The sequence below is a fragment of the Streptomyces antarcticus genome (assembly GCF_026627255.1).
GTDB lineage: Bacteria > Actinomycetota > Actinomycetes > Streptomycetales > Streptomycetaceae > Streptomyces > Streptomyces antarcticus.
Window position 1 is genome coordinate 82,275 of the sequence record NZ_JAPNLM010000004.1, and the last position, 17,081, is coordinate 99,355.

Consider the following 17,081-nt stretch of genomic DNA (forward strand, 5'->3'; position numbering starts at 1 on the left):
CGGGCCGTGGCCGCCGGGTTTGCCCGACCTTCAATACGACTGTACGGTAAATCTCGTACAGTACCCCGAACGGAAGCAGCAGGCACCGTCGTGATCACCCCCGCCCCCGCCCCCACCCCCACCGACAGCCCCGTCACCATCGTCACCGCCGCCGGCTCCGGCATCGGCCGGGGCATCGCCACCGAGCTGGCCGCCGCCGGCCACCGCGTCTCGCTGCTCGACATCGACCCTGGCGTCGAGGACCTCGCCGCGGAGCTCGGCGGCACGGCCACCGTCGGCTCGCTCACCGACCCCGCCGACCTGGCCCGCCTCGTCGAGGCCACCCTTGCCGGTTACGGACGCGTCGACTCCGTGGTCAACGGCGCCGGGCACGCCCGCAACGACGAACTCCTCAAGGTCACCGACGAGGACTGGCACGACGGCCTGGACATGCTGCTGCTCAGCGTGGTCCGCATGGCGCGGCTGGTGACCCCGCACATGGAGGCGGCCGGCGGCGGGGCCTTCGTCAACCTCTCCTCCTACACGGCCTTCGAGCCGATGGGCCTGATCCCCGTCAACTCCAGCCTCCGCGCCGCCCTGACCGCCTTCACCAAGCTGTACGCCGACCAGTACGCGGCCCGCGGCATCCGGATGAACAGCGTGATGCCCGGCTTCGTCGACAGCTGGCCCGAGGACCCCGCCTTCCTCGCCAGGATCCCGGCCGGCCGCTACGCCACGGTCCGGGAGATCGGCGGGCTCGTCCGCTTCCTTGTCTCGCAGGACGCCGCCTACATCAACGGCGAGTCCGTCCGCATCGACGGCGGCGCCGCCCGCTCCCTCTGAGGGCGTGAGCGTGGTTGACCACCCACCGTCCGGGCCCCGCGACCGGCAGGGCCTACCGGGACCGGCCCGTGAGGGCGTCCACGGCGGCCGGGAGCGGTGTCGTGCCGCCGGTGAGTTCCAGGACCAGGCCCGCGGTCTCCGGGGTGTCGATCAAGTGGGCGAGGACCGCCGCCACGTCGTCGCGGGGGACCGGGCCGCGGCCGGTGCTCGCCTCCAGGCGGACCAGTCCGGTTCCCGCCCCGTCGGTGAGGGCGCCCGGGCGCAGGATCGTCCAGTCGAGGCCGGAGCGGAACCGCAGGTCGTCGTCGGCCGCGCCCTTGGCCCGCAGGTACGCGTCGAAGACCTCGTCGCCCTCGTGCTCCACGTCCGCGCCCATGGCGGAGACGGTGAGGTAGCGGCGTACGCCGGCCCGCTCGGCCGCGTTCGCGAAGAGGACCGCGGCGCCGCGGTCCACGGTGTCCTTGCGCGCGTGGCCGCTGCCCGGGCCGGCGCCCGCGGCGAAGACCGCGGCGTCGGCGCCCCGCAGGACCGCCGCGACCGACCGGACCGGGGCGGATTCCAGGTCCAGTACGACGGGTTCGGCGCCGGCCGCCCGTACGGCGTCCGCTTGTTCCTCCGACCGGATGATGCCCGTGACCTCGTCCCCGCGCGCGGCGAGGAGCCGTTCCAGCCTCAGGGCGATCCGTCCGTGTCCACCTGCGATGACAATGCGCATGACGCCGACCGTACGCGGGTGCCGGCCGGTTCGCCGCATCGGAGCCGCTCGACGAGGGCCCCCGGCCGCCGCCCGGGGGCGCCGCCCGGGGGCGGTGGCCGCGGGTCAGGCCCCCGCGCCGCCCGGACCGGCGGGTGCCGTCGCGAACTGGGTGCGGTACAGCTCCTCGTACCGCCCGCCCGAGGCCAGCAGCTCGCCGTGCGTACCGCGTTCCACGATCCGGCCGTCCTCGACGACCAGGATCAGGTCCGCCGCCTGCACGGTCGACAGCCGGTGCGCGATCACCACCGCGGTCCGCCCCGCCAGGGCCTCGCCCAGGGCCTCCTGCACCGCCGCCTCCGAGGTGGAGTCCAGGTGCGCCGTGGCCTCGTCGAGGATCACCACCCGCTGCCGCGCCAGGAGCAGCCGCGCGATGGTCAGCCGCTGCCGCTCGCCGCCGGACAGCCGGTACCCGCGCTCCCCGACGACCGTGTCCAGCCCGTCCGGCAGCGAGGCGACCAGCCCCTCCAGCCGGGAGCGGCGCAGGGCCTCCCACACCTCGGCCTCCGTCGCCTCCGGCCGGGCCAGCAGCAGGTTCGCCCGTACCGACTCGTGGAAGAGGTGCCCGTCCTGCGTGACCATGCCGAGCGTCTCGCGGATGGAGTCGGCCGTCAGGTCCCGTACGTCCACCCCGCCCAGGCGGACCGTGCCCGCGTCGGCGTCGTACAGCCGCGGCAGCAGCTGCGCGATGGTCGACTTGCCGGCGCCGGACGAGCCGACCAGGGCGATCATCTGGCCGGGCTCGGCGCGGAAGGACACCTCGCGCAGCACCTCGGTGCCGCCGCGGGCGTCGAGGGCGGCGACCTCCTCCAGGGAGGCGAGGGAGACCTTGTCCGCGGCGGGGTAGCCGAAGGTGACCCGGTCGAACTCGACGGCCACCGGGCCCTCCGGGACCCGGCGGGCGTCCGGCTTCTCGGCGATGAGGGGCTTCAGGTCGAGGATCTCGAAGACCCGCTCGAAGCTCACCATCGCGCTCATCACCTCGACGCGGGCCCCGGCCAGCGAGGTCAGCGGGGCGTACAGCCGGGTCAGGAGCAGGGCGAGGGCGACGACCGCGCCGGCGTCCAGGCTCCCGCGCAGCGCGTAGTACCCGCCGAGCCCGTAGACGAGCGCGAGGGCCAGGGCGGACACGAGGGTCAGGGCCGTGATGAACGCCGACTGGGCCATCGCCGTACGGATGCCGATGTCCCGGACCTTCCTCGCCCGGGCGGCGAACTCCGCGGACTCGTCGGCGGGCCGCCCGAACAGCTTGACCAGGGTCGCGCCGGGGGCGGAGAACCGCTCGGTCATCTGGGTGCCCATCGCGGCGTTCAGCGTCGACGCCTCGCGCTGCATCGAGGCCATCCGCGCCCCCATGCGGCGGGCGGGCAGCACGAACACCGGCAGCAGCACCAAGGCGAGGAGGGTGATCTGCCAGGAGATGCCCAGCATCACGACGAGCGTCAGCAGCAGGGTCACCGTGTTGGCGACCACCCCGGACAGGGTGTTGCTGAACGCACGCTGGGCGCCGATCACATCGTTGTTGAGCCGGCTGACCAGGGCGCCGGTCCGGGTCCGGGTGAAGAAGGCGACCGGCATCCGCTGCACGTGGTCGAAGACCGCGGTCCGCAGGTCCAGGATCAGGCTCTCGCCGAGGGTGGCGGAGAGCCTGCGGGTCAGCAGTCCCAGGCCCGCCTCGGCCACCGCGATCAGTGCGATGAGGAGGGCGAGCCGGGTGACCGTGCCGTTCTCCCGGCCGTCCACGATGGTGTCGACGACCTGGCTGGCGAGGACCGGAGTGGCCACCGCCAGCAGTGCCCCGACCACGCTGAGCAGCAGGAAGCAGAGGAGGCCCCGGCGGTGCGGGCGGGCGAAAGCGGCGATGCGGCGCAGGGTCGCCCGGGAGAACGGGCGCCGGTCCTGCTCGGCGTTGATCGCGCTGTGCAGCGAGGTCCAGGCGGTGACTTCCATATCCATGACTCGAACGGTAGAACCTCAATCAAGCTCGAGGTCAAGGACCCGGTGCCGGCTCGCCCGTTCGTGTCGGCAACTCCCCTCGATCTGAAGGGTGTTCGACGTCCCCGTTCCTCCTCCGCTGTCGGTGCCCCGGTGCATCACCGGTTCATGACGCAGGGATTCGAGTCCACCGGCTCAGACCGGCCGCCCCTCCACGACACGGACGACAGGGACGATAGGGGACGACACGGCCCTGACCTCTACCACGTGCCGACCTCCCCGTGGTCCGGGGCAAGGGTGTGCGATAGATTCGGCCAGCCTCCCCACGGCACATCCTTCCCACCACGCGGAGACAGGCTTCCCCATGAGCGACATCATCAACGGACTAGGCCGCACCAGCGCCTTCGGCGCCCTCGGCCTGGTGCTGCTGATCCTCGGCATCGTCCTCGTCGACGTGCTGACGCCCGGGAAGCTCCCGAAGCAGATCTGGGAGGAGCGCAACCGCAACGCGGCGCTCCTGCTCAGCTCCGCTCTCCTGGGCATCGGCGGCATCGTCTTCACCTCGATCTGGACCACGTACGACGACTTCGGCAAGGGCCTGCTGTCGACCGCGGCCTTCGGCCTCCTCGGCCTGGTCCTGATGGCGGTGGCCTTCCTCGTGCTGGACCTGGTGACCCCGGGCAGGCTCGGCGCCATCGTCGTCGACCCCGAGCCCCACCCGGCGGTCTGGGTCACCGCCTGCTGCAACCTCGCCGTCGCCGCCATCGTCGCCGCCTCGATCGCCTGACGGCGGATCACCCGTACACGAGGAGAGCGCCGTTCCCCGAAGGGAGCGGCGCTCTCGCCGTATCCGGGGGCCGGGCCCGCACCGCGGCTACGCCAGACCCAGGGCGAACACCGCGAACCCCGCCGCAAGGACCCCCGCCACCGCCCGGCGCACCACCGGCGCCCCGCGCCCCTCCCGCGGCGGGCCCTCGAACCGGCGCGCGTACCGGGCGATACCGACCAGCAGCACCGCGAACACCGGCATCCACGCCACCCGCGCCGCGATCCAGCCCAGGCTGTCCGGCGCCGTGGTCAGTCCCGCCACCGCGCCCGCGAAGGAACCGGGAACGGCCGCGGCCAGCATGGCCGTCTGGTGCCAGCACAGGATGGTCATCGCGCACAGGTTGACCACGACCACCGGGGCCCACAGCGCGGGCCGCGCCAGCAGCTTCGCGAGCCGGTCGCGCAGCAGGATCGCGGCCCCCGACTGCGCCGCCGCCAAGGCGAGCACCAGCAACGACGGCGGGTGCGAGTTGGTCCGCACCGCACCCGGTACGCCCACCACGGACGCCGGGTAGTGGAACACCACCAGCAGCGCCGCGAACAGCAGCGCCCCGCCGGCCAGCAGCAGCCGGCCGCCGCGCCGGCCGAGCCGGCCCTCGCCCCAGGAGACGCCCAGCTGGTACGCGAACAGCCAGCCCGGGAGGATGTTCACCAGCGCCAGCCAGGACGGCACCGAGTCGGCGAGCGGCCCGTACCGCAGGAAGTCCACCACCGCGACCGAGGCGAGCAGCGGCGCCGCCGCCCATCCGCCGAGGCGGCGCGCCGCCCGGACGCAGTACGGGGTCAGCGCGGTGACCACCACGTACACGCCGACGAACCACAGCGGCTGGACCACCAGCGTGGCCCCGGTCCGCAGCGTCGCCTCCGGCACCCCGGCCGCGTACAGCACGGGCGCGGCCAGTGCCCACACCGCCGTGACCCCGAGCACCGGCCGCCCGAGCCGTACGATCCGGCCCTTCAGCCAGGCTCCGGTCGAGCCCTCGCGGCGTCCGTACGACAGGGCCGAGGCGTAGCCGCCGACGAGGAAGAAGATGCCGAGCATCTGGAGCACCCAGCTCGCCGGGGCGAGGCCGCCGAAGGCGGAGAGCGGGCTGGCGTTGTGCAGGCCGCCGTCCGCGTCGAGGGTGAAGCCGCCGAGCAGCCAGTGCCCGGTCGGCACGGCCAGCAGGGCCAAGGCCCGCAGCCCGTCGACCGCCCGGTCGCGGTGGGCCGGGGTCCGCGCGTCGATCCGGCCGGCGGCCTCGCGCAGCGTCGTGAGCGTGCTCGTACTCATCGGACCTCTCCGTTCGCGATCGCGGCGAACGCCGCCAAGGACTGGGTGCCGGGGGCGAAGTAGCCGGCGTGGCCCCGTACGTCGGCGGCGGGTACGCGGCGGGCGCCGAAGGCCGCGGACGTGGGGTCGGCGCCGTGGCCGAGACCGGCGAACTCGACGTTCGGGATGTCGGCGATCCAGTCGGAGGGACTCCGGGCCGCCCAGACGCGGGCACCGGTGCGCAGTGCGGCCGAGGTGTCGGCGCGCACGCCGGGGGAGCCGAGGACCACGATGTCGGCGGCGTCCGTGTGCCGGGCCGCCAGCCCGCAGACGACCGAGCCGTAGCTGTGGCAGAACAGCACCGGATCGGGCGCGCCGACCGCGTCGAGGCCCGCCGTGAACCGGGCCAGGCGATCCGCCCCGGCCTCCGCCAGCCGTCCCACGGCCGTGTCCAGGCCCACTCCGACCGGCGTGGTGTACCCGGTCCAGGCGATCACCGCGGAGCCCCCGCCGGCCGCCGCGAGCAGGCTCCGGGCCATCCCGGCCGGTCCGGTGTGGGGCGCGCGCCGGGCGTCGTGGGTGCTGGCGTCGTTGTCCGCCCCGGGCACGACCACCGAGACGTGCGCCGCGTGCTCCAGGTCACCGAAGACCTCCGCGACCTGGCCCCGCCCCCTCGGGTCGAAGGCCAGGACCTGCCGGTCCGGCGCGGCCAGCGAGGCGTAGCGCGCGTCACTCGTGGCGGCGACGGCGGCGCGGTTGGCCTCGTACCGCAGGCGGAGCGGCGCCCCCTCCAGATTGCCCACCACCAGCGGGTGGGTCCGTACGAGGTACCGCAGCGCGGCGGTGTCCAGCCCGGCGAAGAACCGGGCCACCCCGGCCGGCGGCGCACTCGCCGGATCGGGCAGCGGACGGCCCGCGACCGCATCGGCCCGCCAGGCCGCGGTGCCCGGCGGCGGCCCGGTGACCGCCCGCTGGCTGTCCCCGGAGGCCCAGCCGGCGGTCCCCGCGACAACGGCCACCGCCAGCGCGGCCGTGACCACTGTCCTTCCGAAGCGGCGCATGCCCCTTCTCCTCTCCTCGTGACGAGGAGGAAGGTAGGAAGGAGGTACCCGGCGGCACGTCGGACCGTGGTGCCAACGTCGATGTCATACCCCGGTAGGGGGTGGAGGAGACGGCCGCCGAACCCGGCCGCCACGGGAGTTCAGCGCGCGCCCGCCCGGTCGGGCCGCGGCGGCGGAGCCGGACGAAGCCGGACGAAGAATGCGAAGGGGCCGGTCGTCAGCCCGCGTCGCCGGGCCGCACCAGCCCCGCCTCGTACGCGAAGATCACCGCCTGGGCCCGGTCCCGCAGGTCCAGTTTGGCCAGCACCCGGCCGATGTGCGTCTTGACCGTCTGCTCCGCGAGGACCAGATGACCGGCGATCTCCTGGTTCGACAACCCCCGCGCGATGAGTTCCAGTACCTCGGTCTCACGCGGCGTCAGACCGTTCAGCCGCAGCGCCGGATCCTTCCGCGGAGCCGGCCGCTGCTGGACGAACTCCGCGATCAGCCGCCGGGTCACCGACGGCGCCAGCAGGGCCTCGCCGGAGGCGACCACCCGGACCGCCGCGATCAGGTCCGCCGGCGGGGCGTCCTTCAGCAGGAACCCCGAGGCACCGGCGCGCAGCGCCTCGTACACGTAGTCGTCGATGTCGAAGGTGGTCAGCATCAGCACCTTCGGCCGGTGCACCACCCCGCGCGGGGGATCCAGGAGCTCCCGGGCCGCCGTCAGCCCGTCCATCTCCGGCATCCGCACGTCCATCAGCACCACGTCCGGATGGGTGGAACGGGACACCCGCACCCCCTCCCGCCCGTCGGGGGCCTCGCCCACCACGTCGATGTCGGCCTGCGCCGACAGCAGTGCGGCGAACCCCGCCCGCACCATGGCCTGGTCGTCGACGATGATCACGCGGATGGTCAACTGGCGTCCTCGGTCGGGTGGTCCAACGGCAGGCGGGCGGCGACCCGGAAGCCGCCGTCGGGCAGCGGACCGGTGTCCAGCGTCCCGCCCGTCAACCGTACGCGCTCCCGCATTCCGACCAGACCGTGCCCCGTGCCCGAACTCTCCAGCGCCACCACGGCGTCCCGGGCCGGGCCGTTCACCACGAGCACGAGGACCTCGTCCGCGTCGACGGTCACCGACACCGAGGCCGGCGCCCCCGGCGCGTGCCGCACCACGTTCGCGAGCGCCTCTTGCACGATCCGGTACGCCGACAGGCCGACGGCCGGCGGCGCCGCCCCCGCGGCCCCCGCCGCGAGCGACAACTCCACCGGCTGGCCCGCCCGTACGGTCGCCTCCACCAGCTGCTGGAGCCGGTCGATCCCCGGCTGCGGGGCCCGTTCCCCGTCCGCGCCGTTCGCCCCGTCCCCGCGCAGCACCGTCAGCAGCCTCCGCATCTCGCCCAGCGACTCGCGGGCGCTCGCCGCGATTGCCGCGAACTCCTCCCGGACTGGCTCCGGCATACCCGGCAGCCGGTACGGCGCGGAATCCGCCTGCACGGTGATCACCGACATGTGGTGCGCCACCACGTCGTGCAACTCCCGGGCGATCCGGGCCCGTTCCTCCAGCAGCGTCCGCCGGGACCGCTCCGCCTCGCTGATGCTCTTCTGCTCCGCGATCCGCTGCTGGGCGTCCCCGAGCCCGCGCAGCGCCCCCGTCAGCGCCAGCACCACCCCGCTGAGCACGAAGAGGAGCGCGGCCGTGTTCATGGCGCCCGGCGGTTCGAAGAACGCCAGGAGCGCGCCCACCGCCCCGGTCGCCAGCCACACCCCGACCAGGGTCCGGATGGACTCGCGCAGCCCCAGACAGGCCATCAGCGCCAGATAGCCGATGATCACCATCGGGGTCCACGGCCAGGCGCGGCCCGCCACGTCGTCGGCCTGGATCAGCAGCACGGCGCCGAGGGTGTCCGCGACCAGCACCATCGCCCATGCGCGCATGGGCCGGGTCACGGCGAGGAGCAGCGGCACGGTCTGGGCCACCCCGAGGGCGCCCGACCACCCGCCGCCCGCCTTGTAGACGTTGGTCAGCACCGCGATGGTCACCGGCAGCAGTGTCAGCGTGAACAGGCCGACGACCACGAAGGGCAGCACCCGCTGCCATGTCCTGGGCGCCCGCGCGAGCAGCGGCTCGGCCGCCCTCGCGGGCGTGCGCAGCACCACGGAGAGCTGCGCAAGCGCGCCGGGCACGCGGGCGCCGGCGGCCGGGGAGGAGGCGGCTCGGGAGGAGACGGAGGAGGAGGGGCCGGCCGGGGAGGAGGCTGCCTCGGAAGAGGTGGCCCGGGAGGGCGTGCGTCGACTGGTCCGGCCGCGCGGCCGATTGCGGGCTCTGTCGCTCATGATCCGCCCAGCCTATGCGCCCCGGGCGGCGCGGGTAGGCTGCCGACGGTCGATCAAGGAGGGCCGGTACGCATGGGTGGGGCAGCCGCACTGGAGAAGCTGGTGCCGGTGATGGCGGCCTTCGGCGCCGGAGTGCTGCTCGCCCGCCGCAAGGCCGTGCCCGCCGAGGCCTCCTAGGCCTTCTCCGACTACGCCTTCCTCTTCGCCGTCCCCTGCTACCTCTTCGGCAACATCTACCCGCAGCGGCCTGGCCGCCCTGTTCGACTGGCGGGCGCTCGGCGGCTACGCGGCCGCGGCCGCCCTCGCGGTGACCGCCGTCGCGCTGGCGGCGGTCACCCACGGCATACGGGAGCCCCGCGCCGTCGCGCTGCGCGTGATGGCCGGAGTGCAGGCGAACACCGCCTACTTCGCCGTCCCCGTCTTCATCACCGTGTTCGGCACGGCCGCCCCGCTTTTCCCCGTCCTGCTCTTCCAGGTCCGCGTGCTGTCCCCGGTGGTCATCTCCCTCATGGAACTGGGCCGCCCCGGCCCCGCCGCCGGCGGTCCCGGCCGCCGCCTCGCGCGCGTCGTCGGTGCCTCGCTCGCGACGCCGCTGGTCCTGGCCTGCAACGCGGGGATCCTGCTCAACCTGCTCTCGGTGCACGTGCCCGGCGTGGTCCTGGACGCGGCCGGCTTCGTCGGGGACAGCGCCTCCCCGGTGGCGCTGTTCGCCCTCGGCCTCCACCTCGGCGGCCTCGGCCTCGGCCTGCGGGGCACCACGCGAGAGGAGCCGGCCCTCATCGGCTTCACGTGCCTGGCCTTCCCCCTGCTGGCCTGGGCCGTGTGCGGGCCGCTGCTGGGGATCGGGGGGCCGTGGCTCGCCTACCTGGTCCTGATCGCCGCGATGCCGACCCCGCAGAACCTGTTCGTCTTCGCCCAGCGCTTCGACGTGGGCGTCGACCTCTCCGCGTCCCTCGTCATCAAGACCTCGCTGGCCTCCCTCCCGCTGCTGCCGCTGTGGCTGCACGTCGTCACGTGACGGCCGGGCCGCCGGAGACCGGGACGGGCCCGGCCCCGGCCCCGGGGCGGGGCTCGTTCCCCCGGCGGGCTCCGCTCGTTGACCCGGCATGGAACTGCCGACCACCGCGGCACCGGGCGTCGGCCCGCGGGCCGACGCCGCGGCCGATGCCGCCTGCCACCTCTACGACGCGGTCGCGCCCCGGGGCGCCGACGGGCCCGCGGGCTGGAGCCGGACCGCCGCCGAGGACGCCGCCGAGGCGATCGAGACCACCGCGCACGCCCTCGCGCACATCGGCCCGGGCGCCGAGGTCGTACTCGCGCCGGTCCACGCGGCCCTCGCCGACCTGCGGCGCCGGCTCGGGCTGCCGCCCGCGGACGTGCTGAGCGACGGCGGGCTCCCGGTGCCCCCGCGGACCGTCGGCAACCCGCGGCGGACCCGACGGGTGCGGGGCCTCACCCCGCCTTCGCCCCGGCAACCGCCTTCGCGTACAACTTCCTGACGTCCGCGCCGAAGTAGGAGCTGTAGGACGTGTCGGCCGTGTCGCCGCCGGTCTTCCAGCCGCCGATCACCCCGATCACGTCACCGGTCCCGCGCTTGGCGTCCAGCCGCAGCAGGAACGGTCCGCCGCTGGTTCCACCGGGGTAGCCGGTGCAGTTGACGCGCAGGAACGATCCGGGGATCCGCGCGTCGCGGCTGGTGAACTTCGTCGTCCGGTTGACGCACAGGCGCGGCCGGGCGGCGGAGGCCGGGTAGCCGATCAGCGAGACCCGGCTCTGGGCGTAGGCGGCGCCGGTGACAAGGCGGTTGCCGCCGACCACGTCCTGCACGCGGCGGCCGCGGGAGTCCGGGCCCACCTGGGCGAAGGCCACGTCGAGGGTGGCGGCGCGGTTCGGCCCCCGTGAGCGGTAGCGCGGGTCGATCCAGATCCTGGGCCGCTTGCCCGCGTCCCGCAGGACGGGGAACAGGCCGTACGGCCGGGGCGCGGCCCGCGTGTACTTCGGTACGAAGGCCACCTGCCGGGAGTCCGGGCCGAGCAGGCAGTGGGCGGCGCTGAGCACCAGGTCGCGGCCGGGGGAGGCGACGACGCTGGCGGTGCAGAAGTACGCCCCGCCCGCCTTCATGACGAACATCCGGCCGACGACCGGGAGCCCCCCGAAGTCCTGCCCGACCCCCGGGCCGGCCGCGCCGGGCAGCGTCGGTACGACCGGGCTCAGCGGCGACTTCGGGACCACGGGCGGCGGCGGTTCGGACGGGGTGGACGAGGGCTCCGTCACCGGTGAGGGGGTGGGCGCGGCCGGGGCCCCGGATTCCGCGGGGGGCGCCACCGGGACCGGAGCGGGGGCCGGCGTCCCGGGGGCGACCGGCTCGGCGGCGACCGGTGGCGGGCTCACGTCCGCGGCGGGCGGGGCGCCCGGGTCCGGCCGTGACACCGGGTCGGGGAGTGGCGCGGGGTCGGGCAGTGGCGCGGGGTCGGGCAGTGACGCCGGGTCCGGCCGTGACACCGGGTCGGGGAGTGGCGCCGGGTCGGGGAGTGGCGCCGGGTCCGGCCGTGACACCGGGTCGGGGAGTGGCGCCGGGTCCGGCAGGGGCGCCGGGTCCGGCAGGGGCGCCGGGTCCGGCAGCGGTGCCGCCGCGGCCATCCGCTCTGCGGTCCAGAAGGCCGACGCCTCGCGGGCGGACCAGAGCCCGGCGGCCGCCGTGCCGGGGCTCCCGGCCTCGGCGGCGGGCAGCGGCCCGGCGGAGACCAACAGCGCGGCGGCCGCCGCGGCCAGGATCAACGTACGTCGCATGCGCAGCTCCCAGGGGAAGGGGGTCTCGGGCGAGGGGGCGGGTACCGGCCGTGCCGTGTCCCCGGTACGGGCGGGAACGGACCGTACGGCGCCGGGCCCGGAGGGATGTGGGGGACGGCGGAGGGACGTGGGGGGACGTGGGGGGATGCGGAGGGAGCGAGCGGCCTGCCCCGCGCCGCGTCGTCGAGGTCGTGTCGCGGGGCCGGGCGCGGCACGCCCCGAGGTGTCCTGGAGTGCGCGCCGGGCGCGTGTGACGACACGTCCAGTGCTGGGGCCGGAGGGGTGTGCCGGGTCGTGGTGTCCGGTGCGGTCCGGTCCGGTGCGGTCCGGTGCGGTGCGGTCCGGTCCCGTGCGGTGCGTCGCAAGGCGGAGGGCCACGCCTCGTACTGGACGTACCGGTGTGCTCCGACAACGCGGCGAGCCGCCGTGCCGGGCGCCGCGACACGGTGAACCTTTCCGCGCGCAGCACTAGACGGCCTGGGGGAAGCGGAAGAGGCGGTCGGGGTCGTAGGCGCGCCGGACGGCCTCCAGGCGGGGAAGGTTCGGCCCGTAGTAGGCCGCGCGCCAGCCGGTGAGTTTCGGATCGGCGTAGTTCTGGTAGGCGCGGCCGCTCGCCCAGGGGCGCAGCGCCTCCCAGAGCCCGTCCAGCCAGGCCCGGTGCCGGGCGGCCTCGGCGGCGGGGGCGGAGTCGGGCCAGTAGACGAGGTACTGGGCGAGGAAGGCGCCGCCGCGGTGCACGAAGGCGGTGTCGGCGGGCCCGACCCGGTTCACGGCGCCCCCGCAGACCCCGTCGAACTGCACGACCCCCGTGCCGCCCCGGGGGACCTCGGAGGGGTGGCGCCGGACGGCGTCGAGCACCGCGCCGACGGCCGCGTCCGTCAGCCCCGCCCCCGCCCAGAAGTCGGAGCGGGCGGCGTACGAGTCCCGGCCGAGCCGCCCCAGCGGGTCCCTCCCGGGCAGCGTGCCCGGCAGGCGGCACTGCGCGGGAGTCCGGTCCAGGCAGCCCGACATGGCCCGTACGGTGTCGCCGTGGCTCCGTACGACGACCCAGCTGTCCCGCACCGGGCGGCCGACCAGGTCGGACAGCCGGGTCAGCTGGCGCTCGAGCTCCGCGCGCCCGTCGAGGCACACCACCCGTACGGCCGGGGCCGCCTCGGGCCCCGAGCCGACCGTGAACTCCACCTGACTCCAGAACGGGTCCGGCAGCCCGCCCAGCCAGCGCTGCCAGCCGCGCAGGAGCGCCGCCGAGTCCGCCGCGGGCCAGTGGAGCTCGGCGAAGGCGCAGTCGCCGACCGGGTGCGTGGCGAAGCGGAATTCGGTCACCACACCGAAATTGCCGCCCCCGCCGCCCCGCAGGGCCCAGTACAGGTCGGCGTCCCGGTCGGCGCCGACGTCGCGCACGGTGCCGTCGGGCGTGACCACCCGGGCACCGGTCAGCCGGTCGGACGTGGTGCCGTGGGCCCGGGAGGCCAGGCCCAGGCCGCCGCCGAGCGTCAGTCCGGCGATGCCGACCGAGGGGCACAGCCCGGTGGGGATGCCGAGCCCCCGCGCGGAGAGGGCGGCGTTCAGGTCCCCGAGCCGCGCGCCCGCGCCGACGCGCACACCGCCGCCCGCGACGGAGACCGCCGCCATGGCCCCGGTGTCGACGACCAGCCCGGCGGCGCTGGTGGACCAGCCGGCGTAACTGTGGCCGCCGCCACGCGGGACCACGGGCACGGCGGAGCGGCGGGCGAAGTCCAGGCAGGCGGCGACGTCGCCGGCGTGCGCCGGATACGCCACCGCGGCGGGTGCGACGGCGTCGTAGCGGGGCTGGAAGAGCTGCCGTGCCTCGGAGTAGTCCCGGTCACCCGGCAGCACCACCCGCCCGTCGATCCCGCGGGCCAGCGCGCCGAAGTCCGGCCCCCGGCCCACCGCCCCGACGGACGCGAGGACGGCCGCGGCGGCGCTTCCCAGGACCCGGCGGCGATGGAGGCTCATGTCCCCTTCCTGCCACCGCGCGGACCGATCGGTGCGAAGGCGGGCCCACACCGCCCTGGCTGCCCCCCGGACGGCCCACAAGGGAAACGATTCGCTTCGTCATACATCCGGCAGGGCGGACGCCCCGCCCTCAGGGAGTGCCACCGGCCCCGGTCAGCGTGCCGCGGGCGGACGGGGCAGCAGCGGATTGGGCAGCTCCGCCCACTGGTCGCCCGGCACCCCCGGACTCAGCCGCATCAGGGTGAGTGCCTTGGTGGGCAGCGGGCTGGTCAGCAGGGCGCCGGTGTCGGCGGTGGCGGGCAGGCCGGCCGCCTCCGCGAAAGCCTCGGCGAAGGCCCCGGCCGAACCGGCCGTGGCACCGAGCGAGCCCGTCAGCAGGGAACCGAAGAGCTTGCGCCGGAGCACGCCGATGTCGTCGGTGACCAGCCGCCCGGACAGCGGCGGCACCGGCAGGCCGTGCCGCCGCAGCCGGGCCGGGCTGATCCGGATGTCGGCGAGGTCCCGGTAGACCAGCCTGACCGGGGCTCCGGCCGGGGAGAGGACCACGAGAAGGTTCTGCCCGTGGGCCTCCAGGGCCACCCCGAGGTCCAGGACGCGCAGGCACACCGACAGCGCGAGCCGGGCGAACTCGGCCCGCCAGGCGGCCGATCGCGCCGGCGGGAACGCCGCCAGGGCCGCCACCGGAAGCACCCGCTCCCCGGCGGCCGTGTCCGCGTACGCCTCAGGGGGCTCGCGCAGCACGGCCGCCAGGTCCGGGCTGTGCGCGGTCGCCGCGCCCAGCGTGCGGGTGATGTGCAGCCGTCCGTCGAGGCGTTCGGACAGGCTCTGCGCGAAGGCGGAGACGGCCGCGGCGGTCTCGATGGAGTAGCCGGAGATGTCGCGCACGGAGGAGGTCAGCCGGGTGCTCAGCGCCGTCTTGACGTGCGGGCCGCCCCCCTCGGGCGCCAGGGTGCGCAGGGCCATCAGGGGATGCGCCGCGAACCCGGCCCGCACCTGCTCCTTGCCCAGGACGTGGGCGGCCTGCCACGGATGCACCGGGACCAGGATCCGGCCCCCGTCCCGCAGCCGGTCCGGCCACTCCCCGGTCACCAGGCACTCCTCGGCCCGTACGGCGACCAGCCCGAGTTCCACCACCGGCCGGTGCTCCGGCGCGTACGCCAGCTCCTCGGCCACCGAGAACCCGGGCCGGGAGCGGCAGTTCGGGTGGTACGGGTGCCCGTCGACCACCCGCTGCTCCCACTCCCGGGTGGTCGGCGCGGCCGCGTCGGGCCCGGCGGGGGGCTGTCCGGCGCGGGAGAGCGCGAGGGAGGCCGTACTGCCGTCCAGTTCGGCGGCGAACTCCGAGCCGTGCGGCACCCCCAGGGCGGCGACGAGCCGGGCGGCCTGCCGGTACGGCCTCCCGTCGAGCAGCAGCTCCTCCACGTACGGCCCGGTCGCGTAGGCGTCCGGCTGCGGTCCCTCCAGGCGGGAGCCCCCGGCCAGCAGGACGGTCAGCGAGCCCGGCCCCCCTTCCCGGGCCGCCACCCACGGCAGCGGTTCGAAGGCCAGCGCCCGCCACAGCCGGGTCAGTACGGCCGCCCGGGCTCCGCCGAGCGCGGCGGCGTACGCGGGGCCGAGCGCCGGGCGGACACCGTCCAGTCCGACGGCGACGGCCTCTTCGGCCGGGGTGGCGGGTACGTGCACGATGCGGCTCCGGGGTCGGAATGGCGCTTCACAGGATGATCACGTCATCATCGCGGATACTGAAGATCACAGCCGGTGGTACGCCCCGCGCACCTCCGGCGCACCGGATGGACCGAATGGAACCAGTGGACCTCAACGCCGCCGCCGACGCGTACGCCGCCACCCCGCTCCTGAACTGCCTGCTCAGGGAGGCCGCGGAACCCCAGGGCGCGGGCGTCCACCGGCTGCGGGGCAGCGGACGGCTGCTGCGGGTACGCGCCGGACGCCGGCCCGTACGTCCCGAACTGCGCACGGCGGACGGCTGGTGCCCGCTCGGCCACACCGACCTCGTCAAGCTCACCTCCGACGAACTGCGCCGGTACACCGGCACCGCGAACGACGAGCTGCCGGTCGAGATCGCCGACAGCCGGGCCGCGGTCGCCGCGCTGCTGGCGGCGCGGGCGGAGGCGGAGCCCTCCGGGGACCCGTTCGTCCGCTCCGAGCAGTCCCTGCTCATGGGCCACCCCCACCACCCGGCCCCCAAGTCCCGGGGCGGGGCTCCGGCGGCGAGCTGGCTGCCGTACGCGCCGGAGGCCCACGCCCGCTTCCCGCTGGTCTTCCTGGGACTGCGCGAGGACCAGGCGGCGGAGGAGGGCGGCCCGGCCGCGGCCGGCGCTCTCGACTCCCTCGCCGACGTGCTCGACGGCCCGCGCCCGCCCGCCGGATACCGGCTGCTGCCCGCCCACCCGTGGCAGCTCGAACTGGTCGGCGCCCGGCCGGGGGTGCGCGAGGCCTTCGCCGACGGGCGGCTGCTGCGGCTCGGGGAGAGCCGGCGGCCGGTCTGGCCCACCGCGTCGATCCGCACCGTCTACGTACCGGATCCGGCCGCCGACCTGTTCGTGAAGTTCAGCCTCGACGTCCGGATCACCAACGACGTACGCCGGCTGTGGCGCCACGACCTGCTCCGGCTGCGCGGCACCGACGCGGCGGTCGAGGCCGGCTTCGCCGTACTGCGCCGTACCGGTTCGACGGCGGCCTGGCTGGCCGACCGGGGCTACCGGACCGCCGGATTCGCCTTCGAGGAGCTCGCCGTCCTGCTCCGCGACGGCCTGCACGCGCACGCGCTGCCCGGGGCCACGCCCCTCGCGGCGGCCGCTCTCGCCGAGGGCTGGCCCGGGAGCCCGCTGGCCGGGGCGGCGGACCCGGCGGCCTGGTGGCGGGCGTACCTGCGGCACGTGGTGCCGCCGGTACTGGAACTGTTCGCCCGGCACGGGGTCGTCCTGGAGGCCCACCTGCAGAACACCCTGGTCGCGGTGGACGCGTCGGGCCTGCCCGTTCAGGCCCTCTTCCGGGACGCGGAGGGCGTCAGGCTCCTGTCCGGGCTCGATCGCGCGGCCGCGTGGCAGCGGCTGGTGTACTGCCTGGTGGTCAACCACCTCATGGAGATCGCCGGGGCGCTGACCGAGCACCATCCGGACACCGCGCCGCACGTGTGGCCGGCGGTGCGGGAGGAGTTCCTGCGCTACGACGCCACGCGTGGGCTCCCCGAGATCGCGCAGCTGCTGGCCGCGCCGTCCCTGCCGGCCAAGACCAACCTGCTGCTGCGCTGGACACGGGCGGACGGCGCGGACGCCCGCTACCTGCCGCTGCCGAACCCGCTGCGGGTGTAGGACGCGGCCTCGGT

At 75.6% G+C, this 17,081-nt stretch carries 14 protein-coding genes; 5 read left to right on the plus strand and 9 right to left on the minus strand.

The window, feature by feature from the left end; all coding sequences use genetic code 11:
- Positions 1-90 precede the first annotated feature (90 nt).
- The gene (locus OTB16_RS08335) at positions 91-822 is read left to right on the plus strand and encodes an SDR family oxidoreductase (protein ID WP_267719323.1); all 732 of its coding nucleotides are present in this window, start codon (positions 91-93) and stop codon (positions 820-822) included.
- Between the two features lie 52 nt (positions 823-874).
- Here OTB16_RS08335 and OTB16_RS08340 read toward each other — a convergent pair whose 3' ends face one another.
- Together OTB16_RS08340 and OTB16_RS08345 are read right to left on the minus strand one after the other, a co-directional pair.
- Positions 875-1,537 carry an SDR family oxidoreductase gene (locus OTB16_RS08340; protein ID WP_267719324.1) on the minus strand — a complete coding sequence of 221 codons (663 nt, stop codon included), beginning with the start codon at positions 1,535-1,537 and terminating at the stop codon, positions 875-877.
- Positions 1,538-1,642: 105 nt separating this feature from the next.
- On the minus strand, positions 1,643-3,532 hold the full coding sequence (locus tag OTB16_RS08345) for an ABC transporter ATP-binding protein (protein WP_267719325.1): 1,890 nt from the start codon (positions 3,530-3,532) through the stop codon (positions 1,643-1,645).
- A 343-nt stretch (positions 3,533-3,875) separates the two neighbouring features.
- On the opposite strand from OTB16_RS08345, the gene OTB16_RS08350 reads away from it, so the two are divergent.
- Positions 3,876-4,298, plus strand: a complete 423-nt coding sequence (locus tag OTB16_RS08350) for a DUF350 domain-containing protein (RefSeq protein ID WP_150516484.1) — start codon at positions 3,876-3,878, stop codon at positions 4,296-4,298.
- Between the two features lie 87 nt (positions 4,299-4,385).
- On the opposite strand, the gene OTB16_RS08355 is transcribed toward OTB16_RS08350, so the two are convergent.
- The 4 genes from OTB16_RS08355 to OTB16_RS08370 all read right to left on the minus strand — a co-directional run bounded on the left by OTB16_RS08355 (position 4,386) and on the right by OTB16_RS08370 (position 8,968).
- On the minus strand, positions 4,386-5,612 hold the full coding sequence (locus tag OTB16_RS08355) for an acyltransferase family protein (protein ID WP_267719326.1): 1,227 nt from the start codon (positions 5,610-5,612) through the stop codon (positions 4,386-4,388).
- The gene (locus tag OTB16_RS08360; RefSeq protein ID WP_267719327.1) at positions 5,609-6,652 is read right to left on the minus strand and encodes an alpha/beta hydrolase; all 1,044 of its coding nucleotides are present in this window, start codon (positions 6,650-6,652) and stop codon (positions 5,609-5,611) included. Before OTB16_RS08360 ends, OTB16_RS08355 begins: the two co-directional genes overlap by 4 nt.
- A 217-nt stretch (positions 6,653-6,869) precedes the next feature.
- Positions 6,870-7,550, minus strand: coding sequence for a response regulator (locus tag OTB16_RS08365; RefSeq protein ID WP_267719328.1), 681 nt, complete (start codon positions 7,548-7,550; stop codon positions 6,870-6,872).
- Positions 7,547-8,968, minus strand: coding sequence for a sensor histidine kinase (locus OTB16_RS08370; RefSeq protein WP_267719329.1), 1,422 nt, complete (start codon positions 8,966-8,968; stop codon positions 7,547-7,549). Before OTB16_RS08370 ends, OTB16_RS08365 begins: the two co-directional genes overlap by 4 nt.
- A 307-nt stretch (positions 8,969-9,275) precedes the next feature.
- Here OTB16_RS08370 and OTB16_RS08375 point away from each other — a divergent pair, with 307 nt between their 5' ends.
- Together OTB16_RS08375 and OTB16_RS08380 are read left to right on the plus strand one after the other, a co-directional pair.
- Positions 9,276-9,986: an AEC family transporter gene (locus OTB16_RS08375; protein WP_267719330.1), complete on the plus strand. Its 711-nt coding sequence runs from the start codon at positions 9,276-9,278 to the stop codon at positions 9,984-9,986.
- Between the two features lie 88 nt (positions 9,987-10,074).
- The gene (locus OTB16_RS08380; protein ID WP_267719331.1) at positions 10,075-10,467 is read left to right on the plus strand and encodes a hypothetical protein; all 393 of its coding nucleotides are present in this window, start codon (positions 10,075-10,077) and stop codon (positions 10,465-10,467) included.
- Here the strand turns inward: OTB16_RS08380 and OTB16_RS08385 are convergent.
- From OTB16_RS08385 to OTB16_RS08395, 3 genes are all read right to left on the minus strand, one after another.
- The gene (locus OTB16_RS08385) at positions 10,421-11,758 is read right to left on the minus strand and encodes a trypsin-like peptidase domain-containing protein (RefSeq protein ID WP_267719332.1); all 1,338 of its coding nucleotides are present in this window, start codon (positions 11,756-11,758) and stop codon (positions 10,421-10,423) included. The two genes, OTB16_RS08380 and OTB16_RS08385, sit on opposite strands and share 47 nt — an antisense overlap.
- Positions 11,759-12,226: 468 nt before the next feature.
- Positions 12,227-13,735, minus strand: coding sequence for an FAD-binding oxidoreductase (locus OTB16_RS08390; protein WP_267719333.1), 1,509 nt, complete (start codon positions 13,733-13,735; stop codon positions 12,227-12,229).
- Positions 13,736-13,888: 153 nt separating this feature from the next.
- The gene (locus OTB16_RS08395; RefSeq protein ID WP_267719334.1) at positions 13,889-15,418 is read right to left on the minus strand and encodes an IucA/IucC family siderophore biosynthesis protein; all 1,530 of its coding nucleotides are present in this window, start codon (positions 15,416-15,418) and stop codon (positions 13,889-13,891) included.
- A gap of 107 nt (positions 15,419-15,525) precedes the next feature.
- On the opposite strand from OTB16_RS08395, the gene OTB16_RS08400 reads away from it, so the two are divergent.
- Positions 15,526-17,067, plus strand: a complete 1,542-nt coding sequence (locus OTB16_RS08400) for an IucA/IucC family protein (protein ID WP_267719335.1) — start codon at positions 15,526-15,528, stop codon at positions 17,065-17,067.
- Positions 17,068-17,081 lie beyond the last annotated feature (14 nt).